Source organism: Mesorhizobium sp. M0676 (assembly GCF_040320535.1).
GTDB lineage: Bacteria > Pseudomonadota > Alphaproteobacteria > Rhizobiales > Rhizobiaceae > Mesorhizobium.
Genome location: NZ_JAMYPU010000027.1, coordinates 51,615 through 71,983, shown reverse-complemented (window position 1 = coordinate 71,983; position 20,369 = coordinate 51,615). Strand labels below are relative to the sequence as shown.

The window sequence follows — 20,369 nt, the reverse complement described above, 5'->3', positions numbered from 1 at the left end:
GGCGGCCGCCGCGGATAGCTTTCGCGCTCCGCTTGGGCGCTATGCCGCAGCGGGACAATTGCCCATGCGCCATTGCACAAGCCGCATTGGGACAATAGATGGTGCAACAGCCGCTACCGCCCGGCGCGGCTTCAGCCAGGACCACGCGCATGACCGATACATCAGAGGCAGCGAAATTGACCGACCGCGTCGCGGCACTGGTCGAGGCTGCCAAGCGGGCCGGCGCCGACGCCGCCGACGCGGTTGCCGTGCGCGGCCGCTCGATCGGCGTGTCGGTGCGGCTGGGCAAGGTCGAGAACACTGAGGCGTCCGAGGGCGACGATGTCTCGCTGCGCGTCTTCGTCGGCAACCGGGTGGCGAGCGTCTCGGCGACGGCGGCATCGGACCCCAGGGCATTGGCCGAGCGCGCCGTGGCCATGGCCAAAGTCTCGCCCGAGGATCCCTATCAGGGTCTCGCCGATCCGGCTTTGCTGGTCGGCAAGGTGCGCGACCTCGATCTGTTCGACGCCACCGAGGTTTCGGCCGATCAGTTGAAGGAAGCGGCCCTTGCCGCCGAGGAAGCAGCCCTTGCCGTCAAGGGCGTCACCAATTCGGCCGGCAGCGGCGCCAGCGCCGGTCTTGGCGGGCTGGTGCTGGCCACGTCGAACGGCTTCGTCGGCCACTATGTCGCATCGCGCTTTTCGCGTTCGGCCAGCGTTATTGCGGGCGAAGGCACCGGCATGGAGCGCGACTACGAATACTCCTCGAACCAGCATTTTTCCGATCTCGACGCGCCGGAGCTGATCGGCCGCAGGGCCGGCGAGCGCGCCGTGCGCCGCCTCGGCGCCCGCAAGGCGACGACCGGTCCGGTCAACGTGGTGTTCGACCCGCGCGTCGCGCGCGGCATTGCCGGCCATCTCGCCGGCGCCATCAACGGCGCTTCGGTGGCGCGCAAGACCAGTTTTTTGCGCGAGATGATGGGCAAGCAGGTTGCGTCGGCTGCCATCACCGTCACCGACGAACCGCTGCGGCGTCGCGGCCAGGCCTCGCGCCCGTTCGACGGCGAAGGCGTCGAGGGCGAAAAGCTGTTGATGGTCGAGAACGGCGTGCTGAAGCACTGGTTCCTGTCGACGTCCGCCGCGCGGGAATTGGGGCTGACCACCAACGGACGCGGCGCGCGCAGCGGCTCGTCGGTATCGCCGTCTTCGACCAATCTCGCCATCGAGCCGGGCGACAGGACGCCGGAAGACCTGATCAGGTCGCTAAAATCCGGCTTTTATGTCACCGAAGTGTTCGGCCAAGGCGTCGATATGGTGACCGGCGAATACAGCCGTGGCGCATCCGGCTTCTGGATCGACAATGGTGAGCTTGCCTATCCGGTGGCCGAGGTGACCATCGCCTCGAATTTGAAGACGATGTTCCTCAATATGGTTCCGGCGAGCGATCTTGACCGCGATTTCGGCACTGCCGCACCGACGCTGCTGATCGAAGGAATGACCCTTGCCGGAGCGTGACCCGGTCATATCGGCCGGGGCCTCGGAAGACCTCGATCTGCTGCGCGACGCCGCCCGCGAGGCGGGCGCGATCGCCATGCGCTATTTCGGCAAGAACCCGCAAGTGTGGATGAAAGGCGGCACCTCGCCGGTCAGCGAAGCCGACCACGCGGCGGACGCCTATCTTCGCGAGACCCTGCTTGCGGCGCGGCCGGACTATGGCTGGCTGTCGGAGGAAACGACTGACGATCCGGCACGGCTTCTGGCGCGGCGCACCTTTGTCGTCGACCCCATAGACGGCACCCGCGGCTTCCTCGAAGGTCTGCGCTCGTGGTGCGTCAGCGTCGCGGTGGTCGAGAATGGCCGCACGCTCACCGGTGTGCTCGAATGTCCGGCCAAGGGCGAAACCTATTGGGCGCTGCCTGGCCATGGAGCTTTCCGCAACGGCAAGCCGATTGCCGTGCGCGGCCTGGGTAAGACGGTCGAGATCGGCGGGCTGAAGCAGTTGATCGACCTGATGCCGGCGCAATGGCAAAGCCGGGTGCGGCGCGCGGCGCACATTCCGTCTCTCGCCTACCGGCTGGCGATGGTCGCCAACGGCACGCTCGACGCAACCTTCGTCAAGCCCAACGCGCATGACTGGGATATCGCCGCCGCCGATCTCATCTTGCGCGAGGCTGGCGGCGCCGTGCTCGACGGCCATGGCCGCGCGCCGCTTTATGCCGGGGAGATCATCCGTCACGGCGCGCTGGTCGCCGGCAGCGGGCAGCTGCTGACCGTGCTTGCCGGCGTCATTGCCGATACGGAAGCGTGATCGAAGGTTCCAAAGTCGGCAGCTTTGGGCTAGACCTGTCGCAAACTCACAATATGTGAAGGACCGAAATGGCCGCGGAAGACGGAAAGAAACAGCTTTTGCACCTGGTGTTCGGCGGCGAGCTGAAGCAGCTGGGAGGCACCGAGTTCCGCGATCTCGACGCGCTCGACATCGTTGGCGTCTATCCGGACTATCAAACCGCGCACACCGCGTGGAAGGCCAAGGCGCAAGCCAGCGTGGACAATGCCCATATGCGCTATTTCGTCGTCCATCTGCACCGGCTGCTCGACCCTGAAAGCAAGGCCGCCGGTTGACAGTGATGGAGCATGAAGCGGTGAAAGGGCAGCCCACCGGCGCCGCGGTCCGAAGAAGACGCGGCGGCAGTTCGAAGACGTTCTGGCGCAAGATCCGCGAGCCGTTGGCGCAGTCGCGAATCGTCAAGAGCATCATCGTCAGCCTGCTCGCCCAGTTCGTCCGCCTGGTGCGCCTGACCAACCGCGTGGTCGAAGGCTCGGCTAAATTTTCAGGCGGCGACTACGCCGAATTCGAACCCGGCATCATCGCGCTCTGGCATGGCCAGCATCTGCTGACCCCAGCCTATTATCCCAAGGGACGGCCGCTGGTCGCCATGGTCTCGCGCAGCGCCGACGCCGAACTCAACGCGCTGATGATCGAAAAATTCGGCATCGAGGCGGTGCGCGGCTCCGGCGGGCGTGAAAGCACGAAGCATCTCGACAAGGGCGGCGCCAAGGCGCTCATTGCCCTGAAAAAGTCACTCGTCGCCGGCAAGAACGTCGCCATGATCGCCGACATTCCCCACGGCACGCCGCGCGACGCCGGGCTTGGTATCGTTCTGCTCGCACGCCTTTCCGGCCGGCCGATCATGCCTGCCGCCATCGCCACCAGCCGCCGCAAGGTGCTGGAAAGGAGCTGGGACAAGACCACCATCAACCTGCCGTTCGGCCGCTCCTCGATCGTCATCGGAACGCCGGTTTTCGTGCCGGCCAATGCCGACGAGGCCGAAATGGAGCGCAAGCGCCAGGAAGTCACGGCCGCGCTCAATGCCGCGACCGCCGAGGCCTATCGGCTCGTGGACGGCAGGCCATGAGCGTCGGCTGGGCGCGCGCCTTCCTGGCGGCGTACCGCCTTGCCGGTGCAGCCGCCTATCCGCTGATGGGCCCCTATGTCGCGTGGCGCACGTCGCAGGGCAAGGAAGACCGCAGCCGCAGCCGCGAGCGCTACGGTGTTGCCGGGCGGCCGCGCCCTGAAGGGCCGGTGATCTGGATCCATGCGGCAAGCGTCGGCGAGACCCTTGCGGTCGTGCCGCTGGTGCAAAGCATCCTCGACTACGGTGTCAACATCGTGCTGACGACGGGAACAGTGACCTCGGCGCAGGTTGCCGACGAACGGCTGGGCGACCGCATCATCCACCAATATGTTCCGCTCGACCTCAAGCCGGCCGTCAGCCGCTTTCTCGATCACTGGCGGCCGGACCTGGCTATCATCGCCGAATCCGAGATATGGCCGATGACCATCCTCGAGCTCGGCGCCCGACACGTGCCGCAGGTGCTGGTCAACGGCCGGCTGTCCGACCGCTCGTTCAAGTCCTGGAAGAAGCGCGCCAACATCGCCGAGGCGCTGTTCGAGAACCTTGCACATGTCGTTGCCCAGTCGGATGTCGACGGCGAACGGTTTCGCGCGCTTGGCGCCCGGCCGGTCACCGTGTCCGGCAACCTCAAGGTCGACACCTTGCCGCCGCCGGTCGACGAACGGGCGCTGGCGACGCTGAAGCGCCAGATCGCCGGCCGCCCGACCTGGGCGGCAATTTCGACCCATGACGGCGAGGAGGTGGTCGCGGCGGAAGTCCACGCCACGCTCTACAAGCGCCACCATGGACTGCTGACGATCATCGTCCCGCGTCATCCCGACCGCGCCGAAGCGCTGGCCGCACAGATTTCCGGCATGGGCCTGAAGCTGGCGCGGCGCAGCAAGGGCGACCGGATCACCGCCGACACCGATATCCTGCTCGGCGATACGATCGGCGAGATGGGGCTTTATCTCCGGCTGACGGAAATCGCCTTTGTCGGCCGCTCGCTGACCTCGGAAGGCGGCCAGAATCCGCTGGAGCCGGCCATGCTCGACACCGCTGTGCTGGCCGGCCGCAACGTCCAGAATTTTCGCGAGGCCTATCAGCGCCTGCTCGACAGCGGCGGCGCCAAGCTGGTGCGCGACCGCGACATGCTGGCCGGCGCCGTCAATTTCCTGCTGAGCAATGAAGTTGCGCGCCATGAGATGATGGCGGCCGGTGCCGCCACAGTCGACCAGATGCGCGGTGCGCTGGCGCACACGCTGAAGTCGCTCGAGCCTTATATCCAGCCATTGATCGTCAAGTCGCGCCTGAAGGGCGCCGACGGGCGATAGGTGGCGTCGGAAGCACCACCTTTCTGGTGGGAAGCGCCGGACTGGCGGGTCTTTGCGCTGTCGCCGCTATCAGCCGTCTATGGCATCGTCGCCGGCCGCCGCATGCATCGGGCGGTACGTGAAAAGATCGACGCGCCAGTGCTTTGCGTCGGCAACTTCACCGTCGGCGGCAGCGGCAAGACGCCGATCGCCATCGCGCTGGCCAAGCAGGCCAGGCGCATGCAGCTCAATCCCGGATTCCTGTCGCGCGGCCATGGCGGCTCGTTCGCGCAGCCGCATGTCGTCGATGCCAGTCACGACGCTGCAAAGCATGTCGGCGACGAGCCGCTGCTTTTGGCCGAGCACGCGCCGGTTGCGGTGAGCCCCAACCGCGCTGCCGGCGCCAAGCTGCTCATGGAAGCCCATGGCTGCGATTTCCTGATCATGGATGACGGTTTTCAGAGCGCACGCATCCATATCGATTATGCGCTGGTCGTCGTCGACGCCCGTTACGGCATCGGCAACGGCCGGGTCATTCCGGGCGGTCCGCTGAGAGCCAACATCGTCGATCAGTTGGTGTTCACCGACGGGCTGTTGAAGATGGGCGAGGGCGCTGCCGCCGACCAGGTCGTGCGCCAGGCGGCGCGCGCCGGCCGGCCGATCTTCGAGGCGCATGCCGAGCCCGCGGCCAAGGAGCGGTTCGCCGGCCGGCGGTTCCTCGCCTTTGCCGGCATCGGCCACCCCGAAAAATTCTTCGACACGCTGCGCGGCACCGGTGCGGAAGTGGCGCTGAGCCGGTCGTTTCCGGACCATCACTTCTATGCCCCTGATGAACTCGCGGAACTGGCGGCAACCGCGCGCCGCGATGGACTGGGCCTCGTCACCACCGCCAAGGACGCCGCCCGGCTGCGCCACGGCGCTGCCCCGGCCGATTTCCTCGCTGAACTCGCCGTGCTGGAGATCGACGCCACGTTCGAACTCGACACTGTGCCGGAGCGCATCATCGACGAGACGCTGGATGCCTGGAGACAGCGGAAGCTGCGAGGGTAGGGCGTGCAGCGTCACGCGGAGATGCTGGCGGACAGCACCCCCCTCTGGCCTGCCGGCCATCTCCCCCGCAAGGAGGGAGATCAGCAGCTTTGCCAATGGCGCTCATTCTGCAACGCTGGTGATTTGGCGAAAGCAAAGATGATCATCCAATCTCCCCCCTTGCGGGGGAGATGTCCGGCAGGACAGAGGGGCGTGTGAAGGAACGCGACCAACGGCTCTGTGCGCGCCTTTAACCCCGGCTGCGCAGGTCCGGATGCATCTCGATCTCGCGGCGCAGCGAGGCGGCGGCGCTGACATAGGGCTCCTGCCTGGCGACGCTCCAATATTTGAGCTCGTCCAGCGGAATGCTCTCGCCGGTCACCGCGCAACGCACGAAGGCGCCGGGGCTGGTGACCTGGAAGTCGCCGTCGAGATAGCGGATACGGGCTTCCTTGCCGCCGGGGCCTTCGAAGCGGTTCATCATGGAGTGGTGCCAAGGTTCATGCTGATTTCATCGCCATAAATTGCCGGCAAGGTCAAGCTTGACGCAATGCTGAGGCGCTATTGTCGCTCCAAACCATTCTTATGGGACCGGTATGGACATTTCATCCGCCCGCCTGACCGCGCTGCTGCGTGAGGCCATGATGTTGGCAGCGTTGCCGTCGGCGAAGGCCGATCCGGCGAAAGCAGCACTTATAAAGGCGCTGGTGCAGCCGCCGACGCCGTCCGGCGCGCCTTTGCAGCAGGCAGCGGCGCCGGCGCTGCAGGCGCTGTTGTCCGCAGCCACCGCAAAGGGGCAGCAGACGGGTTCTGCCGAGGTCCTGCAAGCCTATCTGGCCCTTGCTGAACCTGGCGTCGAGGCGCCAGACAAGGTCGCGCCGACAAGGGTCGTTGCGGTCTCGCCGGCAAATGACGACACACAGCGCGATCTGCCGCTGCCGCCGGCCAAGGCCGAAGATGGCGCTCCCGCAAAGCCCGTAGGACTGCCCTGGTTTGCGCTTCTCGCACCCGTGGTTTCGCCGCAGCGCCGCGCTGCCACCACCGATATGCCAATGAAGCGGGAGCAGGCGACGTCTGGGCCGAATGATGCGGCCCAGCCGCAAGGCCGAAAGCAGACGCGTGTCGGTCTGATGGCGCTGGCAACCGGGTTTCTGGCCGTCGCCATTGTCGGGCTAGCCCTGCTGGTGCTTCGCTGAGCACCGAACGATCGCCGCTATCGCTCGGCTTCGAGGAATGCTTCCATCTTGTCCATCGCCAGCCCCGCCTCGACAGCGATACGGCGTGAAAGTTCGGCGGCAGCCCTGCGTGGCCGCCCCAGCGGCCGGTCGAGCCAGTACGACACCGGGTTCAGCGCCGTGCGCTCGTCAACGGCGACGATGCGGCCTGCCTCCAACTGGTGTCCGGTCAGCGGTGGCCGCGCCAGCGCGATGCCGAGCCCGTAAGCTGCGGCGTCGAGCACCAGATTGTAGTCCTCGAAGCGGCGATCCTGCGGGCGCGGGCGGTAGTCCATCCCTTGCGCGGCAAACCAGGCACGCCACCCCGAAGCGTCGGAATCGTTGATCAGCGGAAATTTGAGCAGCCGGGCCGGGTCGCCGCGACCGATCTCGTGGGCAAGGCCGGGCGCGGCGACGGGAAAGACATGTTCCTCGAACAGCTTCACCGAGATGCGGCCCGGAATGCCGCCGCGGCCGCAGCGGACCGACAGGTCGATGCCTTCATCGGCAAGGTCGGCCTGGCGGATGTCGACGTCGAGCACGATGCGCAGCTTGGTGGGATTGTTCTCCAGCGCCGCCATGCGTGGCATCAGCCACAGCCCGCTGACGGAGGGTATCGAGGTCAGCCGCACCACGGCGGTGCCGCGCGGCTCGACCCAGCGGTCGGAATGGCTGGAGATCAGCGCAAAGGCTTCGGCCGTGCGCAGATGCAAGCGGTTGCCCTCGATGGTCAGCGAGACGCCGCGCGCGCCGCGGTCGAACACTTTCAAGCCCAGCCAGTCCTCCAGCTTGGCGATCTGCCGGCTGACGGCGCCGTGGGTGATGTTGAGCTTCTCGGCCGCGGCCGAAAAGCTCCCCGTTCGCGCCGCCGCATCGAAGGCGCGCAGGGTCTCGAGCGGCACCATTGTGTCTGAGCTGTGATCCATAGTCACAGGTGATCCTCGATTTGATCGTTTGTCAACGGCGCCGAAAAGGCGCTTTCTGCCTTTCAACACTCTGGGAACCCGAGGACAGGCAGATGAGCGCAACGACCAGCACGTCGAATCCGACACAGCGGATGGACACCACGGCGGCCATCGCCGTGGCCTTGACGGTGGTTGGCTGGGCCTCGGCCTTTCCCGCGATCCGTGCCGGCCTCGCCGCTTTCGGGCCGCTGGAACTCGGTGCGCTGCGCTTTGCCATTGCCGCGGTGCCGGCGGCGATCTTTCTTGCCGTCAAGCGCCCGGCGCTGCCGAGGCTCGACGAGGTGTGGCGCCTGGTCTTTGGCGGCGCCATCTTCGTCGCGCTCTACACTGTCATGCTCAATTTCGGCGAATTGACGGTTTCGGCGGGTGCCGCCGGTTTCATCATCAATGTCAGCCCGATCTTCACCGCCATCATGGCAATGGCATTGCTCGGCGAGCGCTTCTCAAGCTGGGCCTGGTTCGGCACGGCGATTTCTTTCGCCGGCATCGGCATCATCGCTGTGGCTGACGGCAATGGCTTGAGTTTCGACACCGGCGCGCTGCTGGTTCTTGGCTCCGCGCTGTGCTCGGCCGTCAACACGATCGTCCAGAAGCCGCTCTTTGCCCGCCATCACCCGCTGACCATTTCGGCCTCGAACATGATCCTTGGCGCTCTTTGCCTGGCACCCTTTCTGCCGAGCGGCTTTGCGCAGGCCGCGGTCGCCAACACGGCCGGTATCGGCGCCGTGATCTTTCTTGGCATCGTGCCCAGCCTGATCGCCTATGCCGCCTGGGCAACCGCACTGTCGCGTCTTCCGGCAGCGCGCGCCTCGAACTTCCTCTATCTGGTCTCGCCCATGTCGGCCCTGATCGGCTTCTTCTGGCTGGGCGAAGTGCCGACGCTGCTCGGCATAATCGGCGGTGCGTTGGCCCTCGGCGGCGTGATCGTGGTGAATTTGAAGCGTTAAAACAAAAAGTTGGAACCGTTTCCGGACTCAAACCGGGAACCGTATCCCCAGCATGCAGACACCCGGAGGAAGGACCGTTATGGTGAGTTGCCTGGCTGGGGGATGGAATGGGAAAACTGTTCATATCGGCAATCTTTTGCGTTTTGCTGCTGACCGGGAAAGCCTTCGCTGGCTGGTACCAGGTCGAAAACTACGAAGGGTCATCGGGCCTAATCCAGTCCATCTGTCACTGCAGAGATATGACAGTTTCGGCAGCGGGATTACGGTCGAAGGAAGCTATTTCTACGACGCGAAGCAAAGCCCGATAGCGGTGTACGGCAAGATCACCGGTACCAGCGTCTCCCTTTGCGAGATTGCGGACGACAAGGAATTCGACCGGGGCCTGGTCATGGGATCGAAAACGCCGGTCGACACCGCCCGATGTCCGTTTTCTCTCGACCTTGGCGAAAGCGGCGCAACGGGGACCTGGAACAGAGGCCTGGACAAGTTCCCGATCGTGCTGAAGAAGGTCGCAAGCCTCGACGATACCGGTGAGGCGAAGGTTGACGGGACCGTCGAGATCCCCTTCTGGGCGCAGACAGCCACCCACAGATTTGCCGGGGTCTACGAGAAAGCCGGCTTTCTCGTCTGCATGAGTAAGCTGCGGGTCATCGACAAGAAGAAAAAGAAGGTCGTTCAGGAGATCGTTTTCGATGACGACGATTGAGATGCCGGCATGCTGATGACTCCCATCTACATGAATGTTCTAAAACAGGTTGGGGGAAGCTTCGAGATAATCTCCGTGAATTTTCGCGGCGGTAGCGCCGGCTACTCAAGGGATTACGTTTTCTCTCATAGATTCAAGGACTATCGCCTGTTGGTGAATTGAGCGTGTGCCCTGACCTGGCTTGTGCTCACCGCCGTCCGAACAGCCGCTCGATATCGGCAAGCTTCAGCTCGATATAGGTCGGGCGGCCGTGGTTGCAGGTGCCGGATCCCGGCGTCGCCTCCATCTGGCGCAGCAGCGCGTTCATCTCCTCGGCCTTGAGCAGACGGCCGGAACGCACCGAGCCGTGGCAGGCCATGGTGGCGGCAATCTTGTCCAGGCGCTCTTTCAGCGTCTCGACTGTATCATTGTCGGCGATCTCATCGGCAAGGTCGCGCACCAATTGCTGGACATTGGTTTCGCCCAGCATAGACGGCGTCTCGCGCACCGCCACCGCACCGGGGCCGAAGCGCTCGATGCCGAGACCGAACCGGGCAAGTGTCTCCGAATGCATGGCCAGCCGCTCGGCGTCTTCTTCCGGCAGGTCGACGATCTCCGGCAAAAGCAGCATCTGCGAGGGCACCGCGCGTAAGTGCAGCGCATTCTTCAGCGCCTCATAGACCAGCCGCTCATGCGCGGCATGCTGGTCGACGATGATCAGAGAATCCCGGGTTTGCGCGACGATATAGTTTTCGTGCACCTGCGCGCGGGCGGCCCCCAGCGTCGTGCCGAGCAGCGTCTCGGCCGGCTCGGCTGTGCCGGCGCGCGCATCGGCGCTGGCCAGCGGCCCGGAATCGAACGCCGCCTGATCGTTTTCGCGGAAGCCGCCGCTATCAAAGCCCATTTCCAGCGGCCGCTGCGGCGAGCGGTCGAAACCGGCAAAGCCCGACGCGCGGTGGGCCGCGTCGTAGCTGCGGTGGCCGTTGGCGGGGCCGGCATGGGCGTAGGAAGCAGCCCCCGGCCGGAACGCCGCCATCATACCGGCGGCCCCGCTGGTGGCGGCGCGGATGCCGGCATTGGCCAGCGCCTCGCGAATGGCGCCGACGATCAGCCCGCGCACCAGGCCGGGGTCGCGAAAGCGCACATCGGCCTTGGCTGGGTGGACGTTGACGTCGACGGTCGCCGGATCGAGCGTCAGGAACAGCACGGTCACCGCGTGCCGGTCGCGCGGCAGCACATCGGCGAAAGCGCCGCGAATGGCGCCGGCAATCAGCTTGTCGCGCACTGGCCGGCCGTTGACATAGGCATATTGCTGCAGCGCGTTGGCGCGGGTGAAGGACGGGATCGAGACGTGGCCGGTCAGGTGCACGCCGTCCCGGCTGGCGTCGATAGCGATGGAATTGTCGGGAAACTCGGCGCCCATCACCTGAGCGACGCGGCGCAGGCTGCCCTCGGTACTGTCATCGGTCGCCGGCAATTCCAGCGTCGAGCGGTCCGAGCCGGCCAGCGTGAAGCGCACGGCGGGGAAGGCGATGGCGATGCGCTTGAGCACGTCGCTGGTGGCGGAGCTTTCGGCGCGCTCGCCCTTCATGAACTTGAGCCGGGCCGGCGTGGCGAAGAACAGGTCGCGCACCTCGACCGTGGTGCCGCGGTTGGCCGCCGCCGGTTTGACCGCCGAAACGCGGCCGCCTTCGATGGCGATCTCGGCTGCAGCGTCGCCTGCGGCCGTGCGCGAGCGAACCGACAGTCGCGACACCGAACCAATTGACGGCAATGCCTCGCCACGGAACCCGAGCGAGCGGATATCGTGAATGTTGTCGGCAAGTTTCGAGGTGCAGTGGCGCGCAATGGCCAGCGCCAGTTCCTGTTCGGGGATACCGGAGCCGTCATCGGTGACGCGGATCAGGTTCAGCCCGCCGCCGGCAGTGACGACCTCGACGCGGGAGGCGCCGGCGTCGAGCGCGTTTTCGACCAGTTCCTTCACCACGCTCGCCGGACGCTCGATGACTTCGCCGGCGGCGATCTGGTTGATCATCGTTTCGGAAAGCTGGCGAATGGGCATGGGGGTATTATAGGCGGATTCGAAGGGTGTGCGGAAGGCTTCAATGAATGCCGGACATTGGACGCCAGCGGGACAGCACCCCCCTCTGGCCTGCCGGCCATCTCCCCCGCAAGGAGGGAGATCAGATGTCACGACGGCTTTCGCCAATCTTCAATGCTTGAAGGGTGACGCGAATATGAACTGCCAATCTCCCCCCTTGCGGGGGAGATGTCCGGCAGGACAGAGGGGGGTGTGAAGGAACTCCGCGATAGTGACTACGCTGCAACCGATTTCAAGCCTGCGCCGCCAGCCAGTCCCTGACTTTCCGCGCATTCTCGCTCAGCTCACGGTTCTTAGGCCAAACCACGTAGAACGCCTTGCCGGTTCTCAGCACATGGTCGGTCACCGGCACCAGCAGCCCCGAAGCCAGGAGCCGTTCGGCCAGATGCCGCCAGCCGAGCGCGATGCCCTGGCCCTCCATGACGCCCTGGATCACGAGGCCGTAATCGTTGATGCGCAGGCCGCGCGCGGTGTTGTCGAGGCTGCCGCCCGCCGACTGGAACCATTCGTCCCAGCTAGCCGCCTCGCGGTAGGGCTCCTCGAGGTGGATCAGGCGATGCGTCGCCAGCTCCGCGACGCTCCTTGGCATGCCGAATTTCGCGAGATAGCTGGCGCCTACGACTGGAAAAATCTCCTCGTCGGCCAGCGGCAGCGAATGATAGTCGGCCCAGTCGCGCGGCTCGCCGCCGCGCACGGCGAGCGGGATGCCCTCGGCGATGATGTCGAGATCGCGGTCGGCGGTCTGGATGCGCAAGTCGATGCCCGGCAGTTCGTCGCGGAACTGCTGCAGCCGCGGCATCATCCAGAACGAGCCGAAGGCGGTCGACGCCGCCAGCGTGACATGACCGCCGGTCGCCTGCAGGCGCAGATCCTCCGCCGATTTGCGGATATGCGACAGGCCGAGTGAGACGTCGGCATGGAAGCGTTCGCCCGCTTCTGTCAGGACGACCTGGCGGTGGCGGCGCTGGAACAGCTGGGCGCCAAGCTGTTCCTCCAACCCGCGCACCGCATAGGAGACGGCGGCCTGCGTCATGCCGAGCTCGCGCCCGGCAGCGGTGAAGCTCGACAGCCGGCCCGCCGCCTCGAAGACGATCAGGCTGCCGGCCGAGGGCAGGAGGTGGCGCAGGCTTCGCATAAGCTGAGCTTATACAAGAGATCAGGATTTTCCAGCATCACATCCATATTTCCTCTCGCTAACTTGGTTGGACGGAATGAGGAGGCTCCATGAACGCACCGGCCACTGAACTGACCGAGCAAACCCACCGCCGCGGCGGCGGTCGCCTCGGACGCAAGGCGCTGAGGAGCGCCCCCGTCACCTCGTTCCCGACGCTGGTCCGCGAGATCCCCACCTACCAGATGGTCCCGGACGAGGCGGTGGAACTGATCCACCAGGAGTCACTCGCCATCCTCGAAGAGGTCGGTTGCGAGTTCCGCGACGACGAGGCGATCGCCATGTGGAAGGCGGCGGGCGCCGACGTGTCCGAGACACGCGTCCGCATCGACCGCGGCCTGCTGATGGAACTGGTCGCGAAGGTTCCGTCCGAATTCACCCTCAATGCGCGTAATCCCGAGCGCACCGTGCGCGTCGGCGGCAAGAACTCCATCTTCGCGCCGATGTATGGCGCGCCTTACGTGCGCGACCTCGACAACAACCGGCGTTATGGCACGCTTGAAGACCTCAACAATTTCCACAAGCTCGCCTACATGGCCCCGGCGCTGCATTCGTCGAGTTCGATCATCTGCGAGCCGATGGAGATCGCGGTGCCGAAACGGCATCTCCACATCATCCATTCGGCGCTGAAGCATTCCGACAAGCCGTTCATGGGCATCGTTACTTCCAAAGACCGGGCCGAAGACACGATGGCGATGGCGGGCATCGTCTTTGGCGAAGATTTCGTTCGCGACAACCCGGTGCTGGTGTCGATCACCAACTGCAACTCGCCGCTGGTGTGGGACGCCACCATGCTGGACGCGATGAAGGTCTATGCGCGCAGCAATCAGCCGCTGATCCTGGCGCCCTTTGCGCTGTGCGGCGCATCGACTTCGGCCTCGGCCGTCGGCGCGGTGGCGCAGGTCAATGCCGAAGCATTGGCCGGCGTCGCTTTCACCCAGCTGCTGCGCCCGGGTTCGCCCCAGATCTACGGCCAGTTCATGGTGACGGTTGACATGAAGACCGGCGCGCCGATGGGCGGCACGCCGGAGGCTGCGCAGATGATGTATCTGATGGGCGCGTTGGCGCGGAAATACAAACTGCCCTGGCGAACCTCCGGCTTCCATGTCGGCTCCAAGCTCAACGACGCCCAGGCCGGCTATGAATCCAACATGCTGATGCATGCCGCCATCCTCGCCGGCGCCAATTACATCTGGCACTCCGCCGGCTGGCTCGAGGCCGGGCTCACCTGCGGCTATTCGAAATTCGCCACCGACTGCGAGCAGCTTGTCGGCTGGTACAAATATGCCGGCGGCCTGTCGTTCGACGACTTCAAGGAGGCCATGGCGGCGATCCGCGAAGTCGGGCCGCAGGGCCATTTCCTCGGCACCCAGCACACGCTCGATCACTACGAGTCGGCATTCTTTATGCCCACCATCATGGATTTCAACTCCTACGAACAATGGAAGGCTGGAGGGGCGAAGGACCACGACACGCGCGGCCGCGAGAAAGCCCGCAACATGCTGGCCGACTATGAAGAGCCGAAACTCGATGAGGGCATTGCCGAGGGCCTCAGGGACTTTATCGCGCAGCGCGAGGAGAGGCTGCCCGACAGCGTTAGCTAAGAGAACGACGAATGAGTTGATAACGGGCGAAGACCCGATGGGAACCGCAAGGGAGAAAGACATGACACTTTTCAAAAGCAATGGCGATCGCGTGCCAACGGCCATCGAGGCGATGGCGCAAGAGACGCGTGCTGGCCGTATGGACCGGCGCGAGTTTCTTGCATTGGCGAGTGCGTTCGGCGCATCGACGGCGCTGGCCTACGGCATGATCGGCCTTGCCGCGCCGGGACAGGCTTTTGCCGAGGAGCCGAAGAAGGGCGGCACGCTGCACATATCGATGTCGGTCAAGGCCCAAAAAGATCCGCGCACCTATGACTGGGTGGAACTCGCCAACATCTCGCGCTGCTGGCTGGAGCCGCTGGTCCGCTACACCAGGGAATTCACCTTCGAGCCAGTGCTGCTCGAAAGCTGGGACATCAATGACGACGCCACTGAATACACGTTGCATGTGCGCAAGGGCATCACCTGGAACAATGGCGATGCCTTCAACGCCGATGACGTGGTCTTTAATGTTACCCGCTGGTGCGAGAAGAATGTCGCCGGCAATTCCATGGCCGCGCGCGTCGGCGGGCTGATCGATGAAAAGTCGGGCAAGGCCAGGGAAGGCGCCATCGCCAAGGTCGACGACAACACGGTCAAGCTGACGCTCAGCGCGCCCGACATTTCGCTGATCCCGAACCTTACCGATTATCCCGCGCTCGTCGTCCACCGCAATTTCGACGCCGAAGGCGCTGATCCGGTCAAGAAGCCGATCGGCACGGGCCCGTTCGAACTGGTCTCCTACGATGTCGGCCAGAAGGCGGTGGTCAAGCGTCGTGAAAACGGCAAGTGGTGGGGCGGCGAAGCGCCGCTCGACAGCGTAGAGTTTATCGACTACGGCACGGATTTCAACGCTTCGATCAACGCCTTCGAATCCGGCGAGATCGACCTCAATTTCGAGACGCCGGCCGACTTCATCGACATCCTGGACAAGATGGGGCTGGAGAAGTCCGAGGTTGCGACGGCAACCACGCTGGTTGCCCGCACCAACGTTACCCACAAGCCCTATGACGACCAGCGGGTGCGCAACGCGCTGCAGATGGCGGTCGACAACAATGCGGTGCTGGAACTCGGTTATGCCGGGCGAGGGACGGTGGGCGAAAACCACCATGTCAGCCCGATCCATCCGGAATATTTCGCGCTGCCCAAGAAGACGCGCGACGCGGCCGGCGCCAAGAAACTGATGGCGGACGCAGGGCAGGCCGATTTCGAGCACGAGCTGATTACCGTCGAGGACGACTGGCAGAAGAACACCGGCGACGCGATTGCCGGCCAGCTGCGCGACGCCGGCATCAAGGTCAAGCGCACGGTGCTGCCGGGCTCGACCTTCTGGAACGACTGGACGAAATATCCCTATTCGATGACCATCTGGTACATGCGCCCGCTCGGCGTCCAGGTGCTGGCGCTTGGTTATCGCACCGGCGAAGCCTGGAATGAATCGGCCTATTCCAACCCGGACTTCGACGCCAAGCTGAAGCAGGCGCTGGCGCTGATCGACGTGGAGAAACGGCGTGAGGTAATGAAGGATGTCGAGCAGATCCTGCAGGATTCCGGCGTCATCATTCAACCCTTCTGGCAGAAGCTCTACAGCCACATGAACAAGAAGGTGAAAAACTACGGCGTCCACCAGACCTTCGAGATGGACCTGCAGAACGTCTGGCTGGATGGCTGAGAGGGTGTAAGCCGGGGCTTCATGAGCCGCAAAAAAGCCGATATGCAGGATGTCTGGTATTGCACCTTGCCGCCAAACGTCCGGAGATCCTGCATGAAACCGATAGTGCTTGCCGCTGTCTTTTCGATTGCCTTGCCAGCGACGGTGCTGGCCGGGCCGGCTTCCAACGCCGTCAAGTTCTTTTATGTGCCTGAAGTGAAATTCGAGGGAGACGCAAAGTACCGCGACCGCTTCACCGAGCCGGTGACCAAGCTGTTCGATCTCAACGACCAGGCAACGAAGAACAAGCCCGACGAAGTCGCCTGCCTCGACTTCGATCCCGGCCTCGACGCCCAGGATTTCGACCAGAAGTCGATTGCCAAGACATTGAAGCTGGCCGAGACCGTCAATGGCGATACGGCCGAAGTCACCGCCACCTTCAGCCTTTTTGCGGAAGGCGATGATTCCAAACGCGAAATGCTGTGGTCGCTGAAGAAAATCGACGGCAAATGGAAGGTTGCCGACATCACCTCCAAGACCAGCAGCTGGACGCTGAGCGCGCTGGAATGCATGCCCGACAAAGCGCCGGAGTGATCCCGTGCTCCGCCGTCTTGCCCTGGCGCTGTCGCCCATTTGCGTGCTGGCGGTGGGTATGAGCGCAGCCGCAGCACAAGGCCTGTTGGGCCCGCCGCCAGCCAATGCGCCGGCCGTGGCGGCACCGGCCGGCGCAGCACCGCCCGCAAATCCACCCGGGACAGCGGTGGAACCGGCGACACCGCCGGTTGGGTGGCCGCCGGCCGACGCCCCACCGGCCGCACCCATTCTGCCGGGATCCCCGACGGCGGTGGTGCGGCCATTTTACGATCAGGTGGGACTGGAGATCGATCCGGCGCAGCGCAGCCACTTCATCGACCCGGCAAAAACCGTTCTCGACAAGAGCGACGCGTTGCGCACATCCGGGCAGGGAGAATGTCTCGACCCCAACATGGCGCTCGACAATGCCGACTATGACAAGACCGAGATCGATAAGAGCCTGAAGACACTCGAAGCGATCAATGGCGACCAGGCCAAGGTCATTGTCGCCTTCGTCGTCGCCGGCAACCCGCATCGCCTTGAATGGAAATTCAGGAAAGTCGACGGCGACTGGAAGATATCCGATCTGCTTTCGGTGACCGGTGAATGGGCGCTCAGCCAGTATCAGTGCGAATAATGTTGATTGAGGGTCAGCGCCTGCGATCCTTCGCGCCCCCATCTGTCCTGCCGGACATCTCCCCCACACGGGGGGAGATCAGCAGTTCCAGCGTCTCGCCCGCTCCGCATCATTTGAGATTAGCTAAAGCCTATGTGGCGGCCAATCTCCCCCGTGTGCGGGAGATGTCCGGCAGGACAGAGGGGGGCGCTGTCCCGCTAAAGTTCCGCAAAATAGCTTCAGCCCCTTCCGCGATAGGGGGCAACGCCGGTGTCGGGCAACCAGGCGCCTTCGGGCGGAGCGCCAGTCTGCCAGAAGACATCGATCGGAATGCCGCCGCGCGGATACCAATAACCGCCTATGCGCAACCACAGCGGCTTCGTTGCCGCCACAATGCGGCGGCCGATCATCACCGTGCAGTCTTCATGGAAAGCGCCATGGTTGCGAAACGAGGTCATGAACAGTTTGAGCGACTTCGATTCCACGAGCGTGGCATCGGGTGCGTAGTCGATGACGATATGAGCGAAATCCGGCTGTCCGGTTACCGGGCAGAGCGAGGTGAATTCCGGGCAGGTGAAGCGCACGATCGCCGGCGGTCCGTCGCCGCGCTGGAACGGCACGGTCTCCAGGACCGCGGTCTCCGGGCTCTGTGGCGTCTCGACGTGGGCGCCGAGCTGGGTGAGGGTTTTGGTATCGATCATCGCGGTTTTCCTGGGGATTTTCCGCGCTCATTAGCACCGGACCGAAAAGTGTGCAGCGATTTTCGAATAAATTCGATGCTTAAGACAAGAACTGGAGCAGCACGCGCTGCTCCGACACAAATTGGAATGGCAGGAAGATGATGACCAGCAACGACCCGCTTCTCCAGCCTTACCAGCTCAAACACCTGACGCTGAAGAACAGGGTGATGTCGACCAGCCACGAGCCGGCCTATTCCGAGGACGGCATGCCGAAACAGCGCTACCGGCTCTACCACGCCGAAAAGGCCAAGGGCGGCATGGCGCTGACCATGACGGCGGGCTCGGCCATCGTCTCGCGCGACAGCCCGGCCGCGTTCGGCAATCTGCATGTCTATGACGACCGCATCGTGCCGTGGCTGGCCGAACTGGCGGGCGCCTGCCACGAGTATGACTGCAAGGTGATGATCCAGATCACCCATCTTGGTCGCCGCACCGGCTGGAACAAGGCCGACTGGCTGCCGGTGCTGTCGGCTTCGCCGGTGCGTGAGCCGGCGCACCGCGCGTTCCCCAAAACCATCGAGGACTGGGACATCGAGCGCATCGTCGCCGACTATGCGTCCGCTGCGCAGCGCTGCCAGGCGGCCGGCCTCGACGGCATCGAGTTCGAATCCTACGGCCATCTGATGGACGGCTTCTGGTCGCCGGCCACCAACCATCGCGACGATGAGTTCGGCGGTTCGCTCGACAACCGGCTGCGCTTCACCGACATGGTGCTGGATGCCGTGCGAGCGGCCGTCGGTGAGAAGTTCATCGTCGGCATCCGCATGGTCGCCGATGAGGACTTTGACAAAGGCCTGTCGAAGGCCGAGGGCGTCGAGATCGCGAGACGGCTCGCCAATTCTGGCAAGGTCGATTTCCTGAACATCATCCGCGGCTCGATCGAAAGCGACGCGGCGCTCACCAAGGTTATCCCGGTGACCGGCATGCGCTCTTCGCCGCATCTCGATTTCGCCGGCGAGGTGAGGGCGGCAACAAAATTCCCGACCTTCCATGCGGCGCGGATTTCCGATGTCGCCACGGCGCGCCACGCCATCGCGACCGGCAAGCTCGATATGGTCGGCATGACCCGCGCCCATATCGCCGACCCGCACATCATCAAGAAGGTCATGGAAGGTCGCGAGCACGAGATCCGGCCTTGCGTCGGCGCCACCTATTGCCTCGATCGTATCTATGAAGGCGGCGAGGCGCTGTGCGTCCACAATGCCGCGACCGGCCGCGAGGCCGAGATTCCGCATATCATCGTCATGACCGAAGGGCCCAGGCGGAAAGTCGTCGTCGTTGGCGCTGGCGCCGGCGGGCTGGAGGCGGCGCGCGTCATGGCCGAACGCGGCCACCATGTCACGGTGCTCGAAGCCTCCGGTCAGGCCGGCGGCCAGATTCGGCTGGCGACGCAGAACCCGCGCCGCAAGGAGCTGATCGGCATCATCGACTGGCGGCTGGCGGAACTCGACCGGCTCGGCGTCCAGATCCGCTACGACACATGGGCCGAGCAGGACGATGTGCTGGCGCTTTCGCCCGACGTGGTGGTGATCGCCACCGGCGGCCTGCCACAGAACCCGCCGCTGACATCAGGCGACAATCTCGTCACGTCGAGTTGGGACATCATGGCCGGCAGCATCAAGCCGGCGGAGAACGTGCTGCTCTTCGACGACAATGGTGGCCACCAGGGCATGGGCGCGGCGGAGCTGATCGCCAATGCAGGGTCAAAACTGGAGCTGGTTTCGCCGGAGCGCTTCTTCGCCCCCGAAATGGGCGGCATGAACCACGTGCCCTATATGCGCGCCTTCCAGGAGAAGGGCGTCACCATCACCATCAACACCAGGCTGCGCTCGGTACGGCGCGAGGGCAACCAACTGGTCGCCGAACTCGCCTCCGACTTTGCCGATGGCTGGCGTGGCGAAAGGCGGGTCGACCAGGTGGTGGTCGAGCACGGCACGGCGCCGCTCGACGATCTCTATCTCCAGCTGAAACCGCTGTCGAAGAATGGTGGCGCGGTCGATTACGAGCGGCTGGTCGGCGGCGGCGATATTTTTCCTTCACGCAACCCCGAAGGGGGCTTCGTGCTGTTGCGCATCGGCGATGCGGTCGCCTCGCGCAACATCCACGCCGCCATCTATGATGGCATCAGGTTCGGCTTGCGGGTTTGAGCCTACAAGCCGGCCTACGGCTTGTTCCAAAGCTCGATCTCACCCTTCCGGCGGGCGCATCTCGATCGATCAAAGTGATGGGTGGCGCGCAGCCAAACCTCTGTGCGGAGAGCCACCTTGCACATCCGTCCGAACTGCGCGCCGCGTACGCCACCAGCCGAGAGCCGGGCGACGCACGATGCGGAATGCTTAAACCGGGCG

At 64.4% G+C, this 20,369-nt stretch carries 19 protein-coding genes; 14 read left to right on the top strand and 5 right to left on the bottom strand.

Annotated elements, in window-relative coordinates; translation table 11 throughout:
• The first annotated feature begins 149 nt into the window (after window positions 1-149).
• From NKI35_RS25020 to lpxK, 6 genes are all read left to right on the top strand, one after another.
• Window positions 150-1,493: a TldD/PmbA family protein gene (locus tag NKI35_RS25020; protein WP_352741710.1), complete on the top strand. Its 1,344-nt coding sequence runs from the start codon at window positions 150-152 to the stop codon at window positions 1,491-1,493.
• Complete coding sequence (locus tag NKI35_RS25015) at window positions 1,480-2,286, top strand: 3'(2'),5'-bisphosphate nucleotidase CysQ (RefSeq protein WP_023671574.1); 807 nt, start codon at window positions 1,480-1,482, stop codon at window positions 2,284-2,286. The genes NKI35_RS25020 and NKI35_RS25015 overlap by 14 nt, the downstream gene beginning before the upstream one ends.
• A gap of 68 nt (window positions 2,287-2,354) precedes the next feature.
• Complete coding sequence (locus NKI35_RS25010) at window positions 2,355-2,600, top strand: DUF4170 domain-containing protein (protein WP_023671575.1); 246 nt, start codon at window positions 2,355-2,357, stop codon at window positions 2,598-2,600.
• A gap of 5 nt (window positions 2,601-2,605) precedes the next feature.
• On the top strand, window positions 2,606-3,394 hold the full coding sequence (locus tag NKI35_RS25005) for a lysophospholipid acyltransferase family protein (protein ID WP_023671576.1): 789 nt from the start codon (window positions 2,606-2,608) through the stop codon (window positions 3,392-3,394).
• A complete protein-coding gene (waaA, locus tag NKI35_RS25000) occupies window positions 3,391-4,707 on the top strand; it encodes a lipid IV(A) 3-deoxy-D-manno-octulosonic acid transferase (RefSeq protein WP_023671577.1) in 1,317 nt (438 codons plus the stop codon). The genes NKI35_RS25005 and waaA overlap by 4 nt, the downstream gene beginning before the upstream one ends.
• The gene (gene lpxK, locus NKI35_RS24995; protein WP_352741709.1) at window positions 4,708-5,736 is read left to right on the top strand and encodes a tetraacyldisaccharide 4'-kinase; all 1,029 of its coding nucleotides are present in this window, start codon (window positions 4,708-4,710) and stop codon (window positions 5,734-5,736) included.
• A gap of 229 nt (window positions 5,737-5,965) precedes the next feature.
• On the opposite strand, the gene NKI35_RS24990 is transcribed toward lpxK, so the two are convergent.
• Entirely contained in the window at window positions 5,966-6,199 is a 234-nt protein-coding gene (locus tag NKI35_RS24990) for a DUF2093 domain-containing protein (RefSeq protein ID WP_023694434.1), read from the bottom strand.
• Between the two features lie 112 nt (window positions 6,200-6,311).
• Here NKI35_RS24990 and NKI35_RS24985 point away from each other — a divergent pair, with 112 nt between their 5' ends.
• A complete protein-coding gene (locus NKI35_RS24985) occupies window positions 6,312-6,911 on the top strand; it encodes a hypothetical protein (RefSeq protein WP_352741708.1) in 600 nt (199 codons plus the stop codon).
• Between the two features lie 17 nt (window positions 6,912-6,928).
• Here the strand turns inward: NKI35_RS24985 and NKI35_RS24980 are convergent, their stop codons facing one another.
• Entirely contained in the window at window positions 6,929-7,855 is a 927-nt protein-coding gene (locus NKI35_RS24980; protein WP_023819547.1) for a LysR family transcriptional regulator, read from the bottom strand.
• Between the two features lie 92 nt (window positions 7,856-7,947).
• Here NKI35_RS24980 and NKI35_RS24975 point away from each other — a divergent pair, with 92 nt between their 5' ends.
• On the top strand, window positions 7,948-8,841 hold the full coding sequence (locus NKI35_RS24975; RefSeq protein ID WP_023730491.1) for a DMT family transporter: 894 nt from the start codon (window positions 7,948-7,950) through the stop codon (window positions 8,839-8,841).
• A 79-nt stretch (window positions 8,842-8,920) separates the two neighbouring features.
• Window positions 8,921-9,547: a hypothetical protein gene (locus NKI35_RS24970; RefSeq protein ID WP_155924255.1), complete on the top strand. Its 627-nt coding sequence runs from the start codon at window positions 8,921-8,923 to the stop codon at window positions 9,545-9,547.
• Window positions 9,548-9,734: 187 nt separating this feature from the next.
• Here NKI35_RS24970 and mutL read toward each other — a convergent pair whose 3' ends face one another.
• Both mutL and NKI35_RS24960 read right to left on the bottom strand, forming a co-directional pair.
• The gene (gene mutL, locus NKI35_RS24965) at window positions 9,735-11,588 is read right to left on the bottom strand and encodes a DNA mismatch repair endonuclease MutL (protein WP_023747732.1); all 1,854 of its coding nucleotides are present in this window, start codon (window positions 11,586-11,588) and stop codon (window positions 9,735-9,737) included.
• Between the two features lie 271 nt (window positions 11,589-11,859).
• On the bottom strand, window positions 11,860-12,762 hold the full coding sequence (locus NKI35_RS24960) for a LysR substrate-binding domain-containing protein (protein WP_023682936.1): 903 nt from the start codon (window positions 12,760-12,762) through the stop codon (window positions 11,860-11,862).
• An 89-nt stretch (window positions 12,763-12,851) separates the two neighbouring features.
• Here NKI35_RS24960 and NKI35_RS24955 point away from each other — a divergent pair, with 89 nt between their 5' ends.
• The 4 genes from NKI35_RS24955 to NKI35_RS24940 all read left to right on the top strand — a co-directional run bounded on the left by NKI35_RS24955 (window position 12,852) and on the right by NKI35_RS24940 (window position 17,302).
• Window positions 12,852-14,402 (top strand): trimethylamine methyltransferase family protein, encoded by a 1,551-nt coding sequence (locus NKI35_RS24955; RefSeq protein WP_023753734.1) that lies wholly within the window; start codon window positions 12,852-12,854, stop codon window positions 14,400-14,402.
• A gap of 61 nt (window positions 14,403-14,463) precedes the next feature.
• Entirely contained in the window at window positions 14,464-16,113 is a 1,650-nt protein-coding gene (locus tag NKI35_RS24950; RefSeq protein ID WP_023819549.1) for an ABC transporter substrate-binding protein, read from the top strand.
• 93 nt (window positions 16,114-16,206) lie between these two features.
• Complete coding sequence (locus NKI35_RS24945) at window positions 16,207-16,686, top strand: DUF3828 domain-containing protein (protein ID WP_023694426.1); 480 nt, start codon at window positions 16,207-16,209, stop codon at window positions 16,684-16,686.
• A gap of 4 nt (window positions 16,687-16,690) precedes the next feature.
• Window positions 16,691-17,302, top strand: coding sequence for a hypothetical protein (locus NKI35_RS24940; protein WP_352741707.1), 612 nt, complete (start codon window positions 16,691-16,693; stop codon window positions 17,300-17,302).
• 218 nt (window positions 17,303-17,520) lie between these two features.
• Here NKI35_RS24940 and queF read toward each other — a convergent pair whose 3' ends face one another.
• Complete coding sequence (gene queF / locus NKI35_RS24935) at window positions 17,521-17,982, bottom strand: preQ(1) synthase (protein ID WP_023682931.1); 462 nt, start codon at window positions 17,980-17,982, stop codon at window positions 17,521-17,523.
• Window positions 17,983-18,122: 140 nt separating this feature from the next.
• On the opposite strand from queF, the gene NKI35_RS24930 reads away from it, so the two are divergent.
• Window positions 18,123-20,168: an oxidoreductase gene (locus NKI35_RS24930; protein ID WP_352741716.1), complete on the top strand. Its 2,046-nt coding sequence runs from the start codon at window positions 18,123-18,125 to the stop codon at window positions 20,166-20,168.
• Window positions 20,169-20,369 lie beyond the last annotated feature (201 nt).

What these genes read in the sequence shown, in the direction of transcription:
- NKI35_RS25020 (WP_352741710.1), top strand. Translation starts at nt 150, where the DNA reads ATGACCGATACATCAGAGGCAGCGAAATTGACCGACCGCGTCGCGGCA.
- NKI35_RS25010 (WP_023671575.1), top strand. Translation starts at nt 2,355, where the DNA reads ATGGCCGCGGAAGACGGAAAGAAACAGCTTTTGCACCTGGTGTTCGGC.
- NKI35_RS25005 (WP_023671576.1), top strand. Translation starts at nt 2,606, where the DNA reads ATGGAGCATGAAGCGGTGAAAGGGCAGCCCACCGGCGCCGCGGTCCGA.
- waaA (WP_023671577.1), top strand. Translation starts at nt 3,391, where the DNA reads ATGAGCGTCGGCTGGGCGCGCGCCTTCCTGGCGGCGTACCGCCTTGCC.
- NKI35_RS24990 (WP_023694434.1), bottom strand. Translation starts at nt 6,199, where the DNA reads ATGATGAACCGCTTCGAAGGCCCCGGCGGCAAGGAAGCCCGTATCCGC.
- NKI35_RS24985 (WP_352741708.1), top strand. Translation starts at nt 6,312, where the DNA reads ATGGACATTTCATCCGCCCGCCTGACCGCGCTGCTGCGTGAGGCCATG.
- NKI35_RS24980 (WP_023819547.1), bottom strand. Translation starts at nt 7,855, where the DNA reads ATGGATCACAGCTCAGACACAATGGTGCCGCTCGAGACCCTGCGCGCC.
- NKI35_RS24975 (WP_023730491.1), top strand. Translation starts at nt 7,948, where the DNA reads ATGAGCGCAACGACCAGCACGTCGAATCCGACACAGCGGATGGACACC.
- NKI35_RS24970 (WP_155924255.1), top strand. Translation starts at nt 8,921, where the DNA reads ATGGTGAGTTGCCTGGCTGGGGGATGGAATGGGAAAACTGTTCATATC.
- mutL (WP_023747732.1), bottom strand. Translation starts at nt 11,588, where the DNA reads ATGCCCATTCGCCAGCTTTCCGAAACGATGATCAACCAGATCGCCGCC.
- NKI35_RS24960 (WP_023682936.1), bottom strand. Translation starts at nt 12,762, where the DNA reads ATGCGAAGCCTGCGCCACCTCCTGCCCTCGGCCGGCAGCCTGATCGTC.
- NKI35_RS24955 (WP_023753734.1), top strand. Translation starts at nt 12,852, where the DNA reads ATGAACGCACCGGCCACTGAACTGACCGAGCAAACCCACCGCCGCGGC.
- NKI35_RS24950 (WP_023819549.1), top strand. Translation starts at nt 14,464, where the DNA reads ATGACACTTTTCAAAAGCAATGGCGATCGCGTGCCAACGGCCATCGAG.
- NKI35_RS24945 (WP_023694426.1), top strand. Translation starts at nt 16,207, where the DNA reads ATGAAACCGATAGTGCTTGCCGCTGTCTTTTCGATTGCCTTGCCAGCG.
- queF (WP_023682931.1), bottom strand. Translation starts at nt 17,982, where the DNA reads ATGATCGATACCAAAACCCTCACCCAGCTCGGCGCCCACGTCGAGACG.
- NKI35_RS24930 (WP_352741716.1), top strand. Translation starts at nt 18,123, where the DNA reads ATGACCAGCAACGACCCGCTTCTCCAGCCTTACCAGCTCAAACACCTG.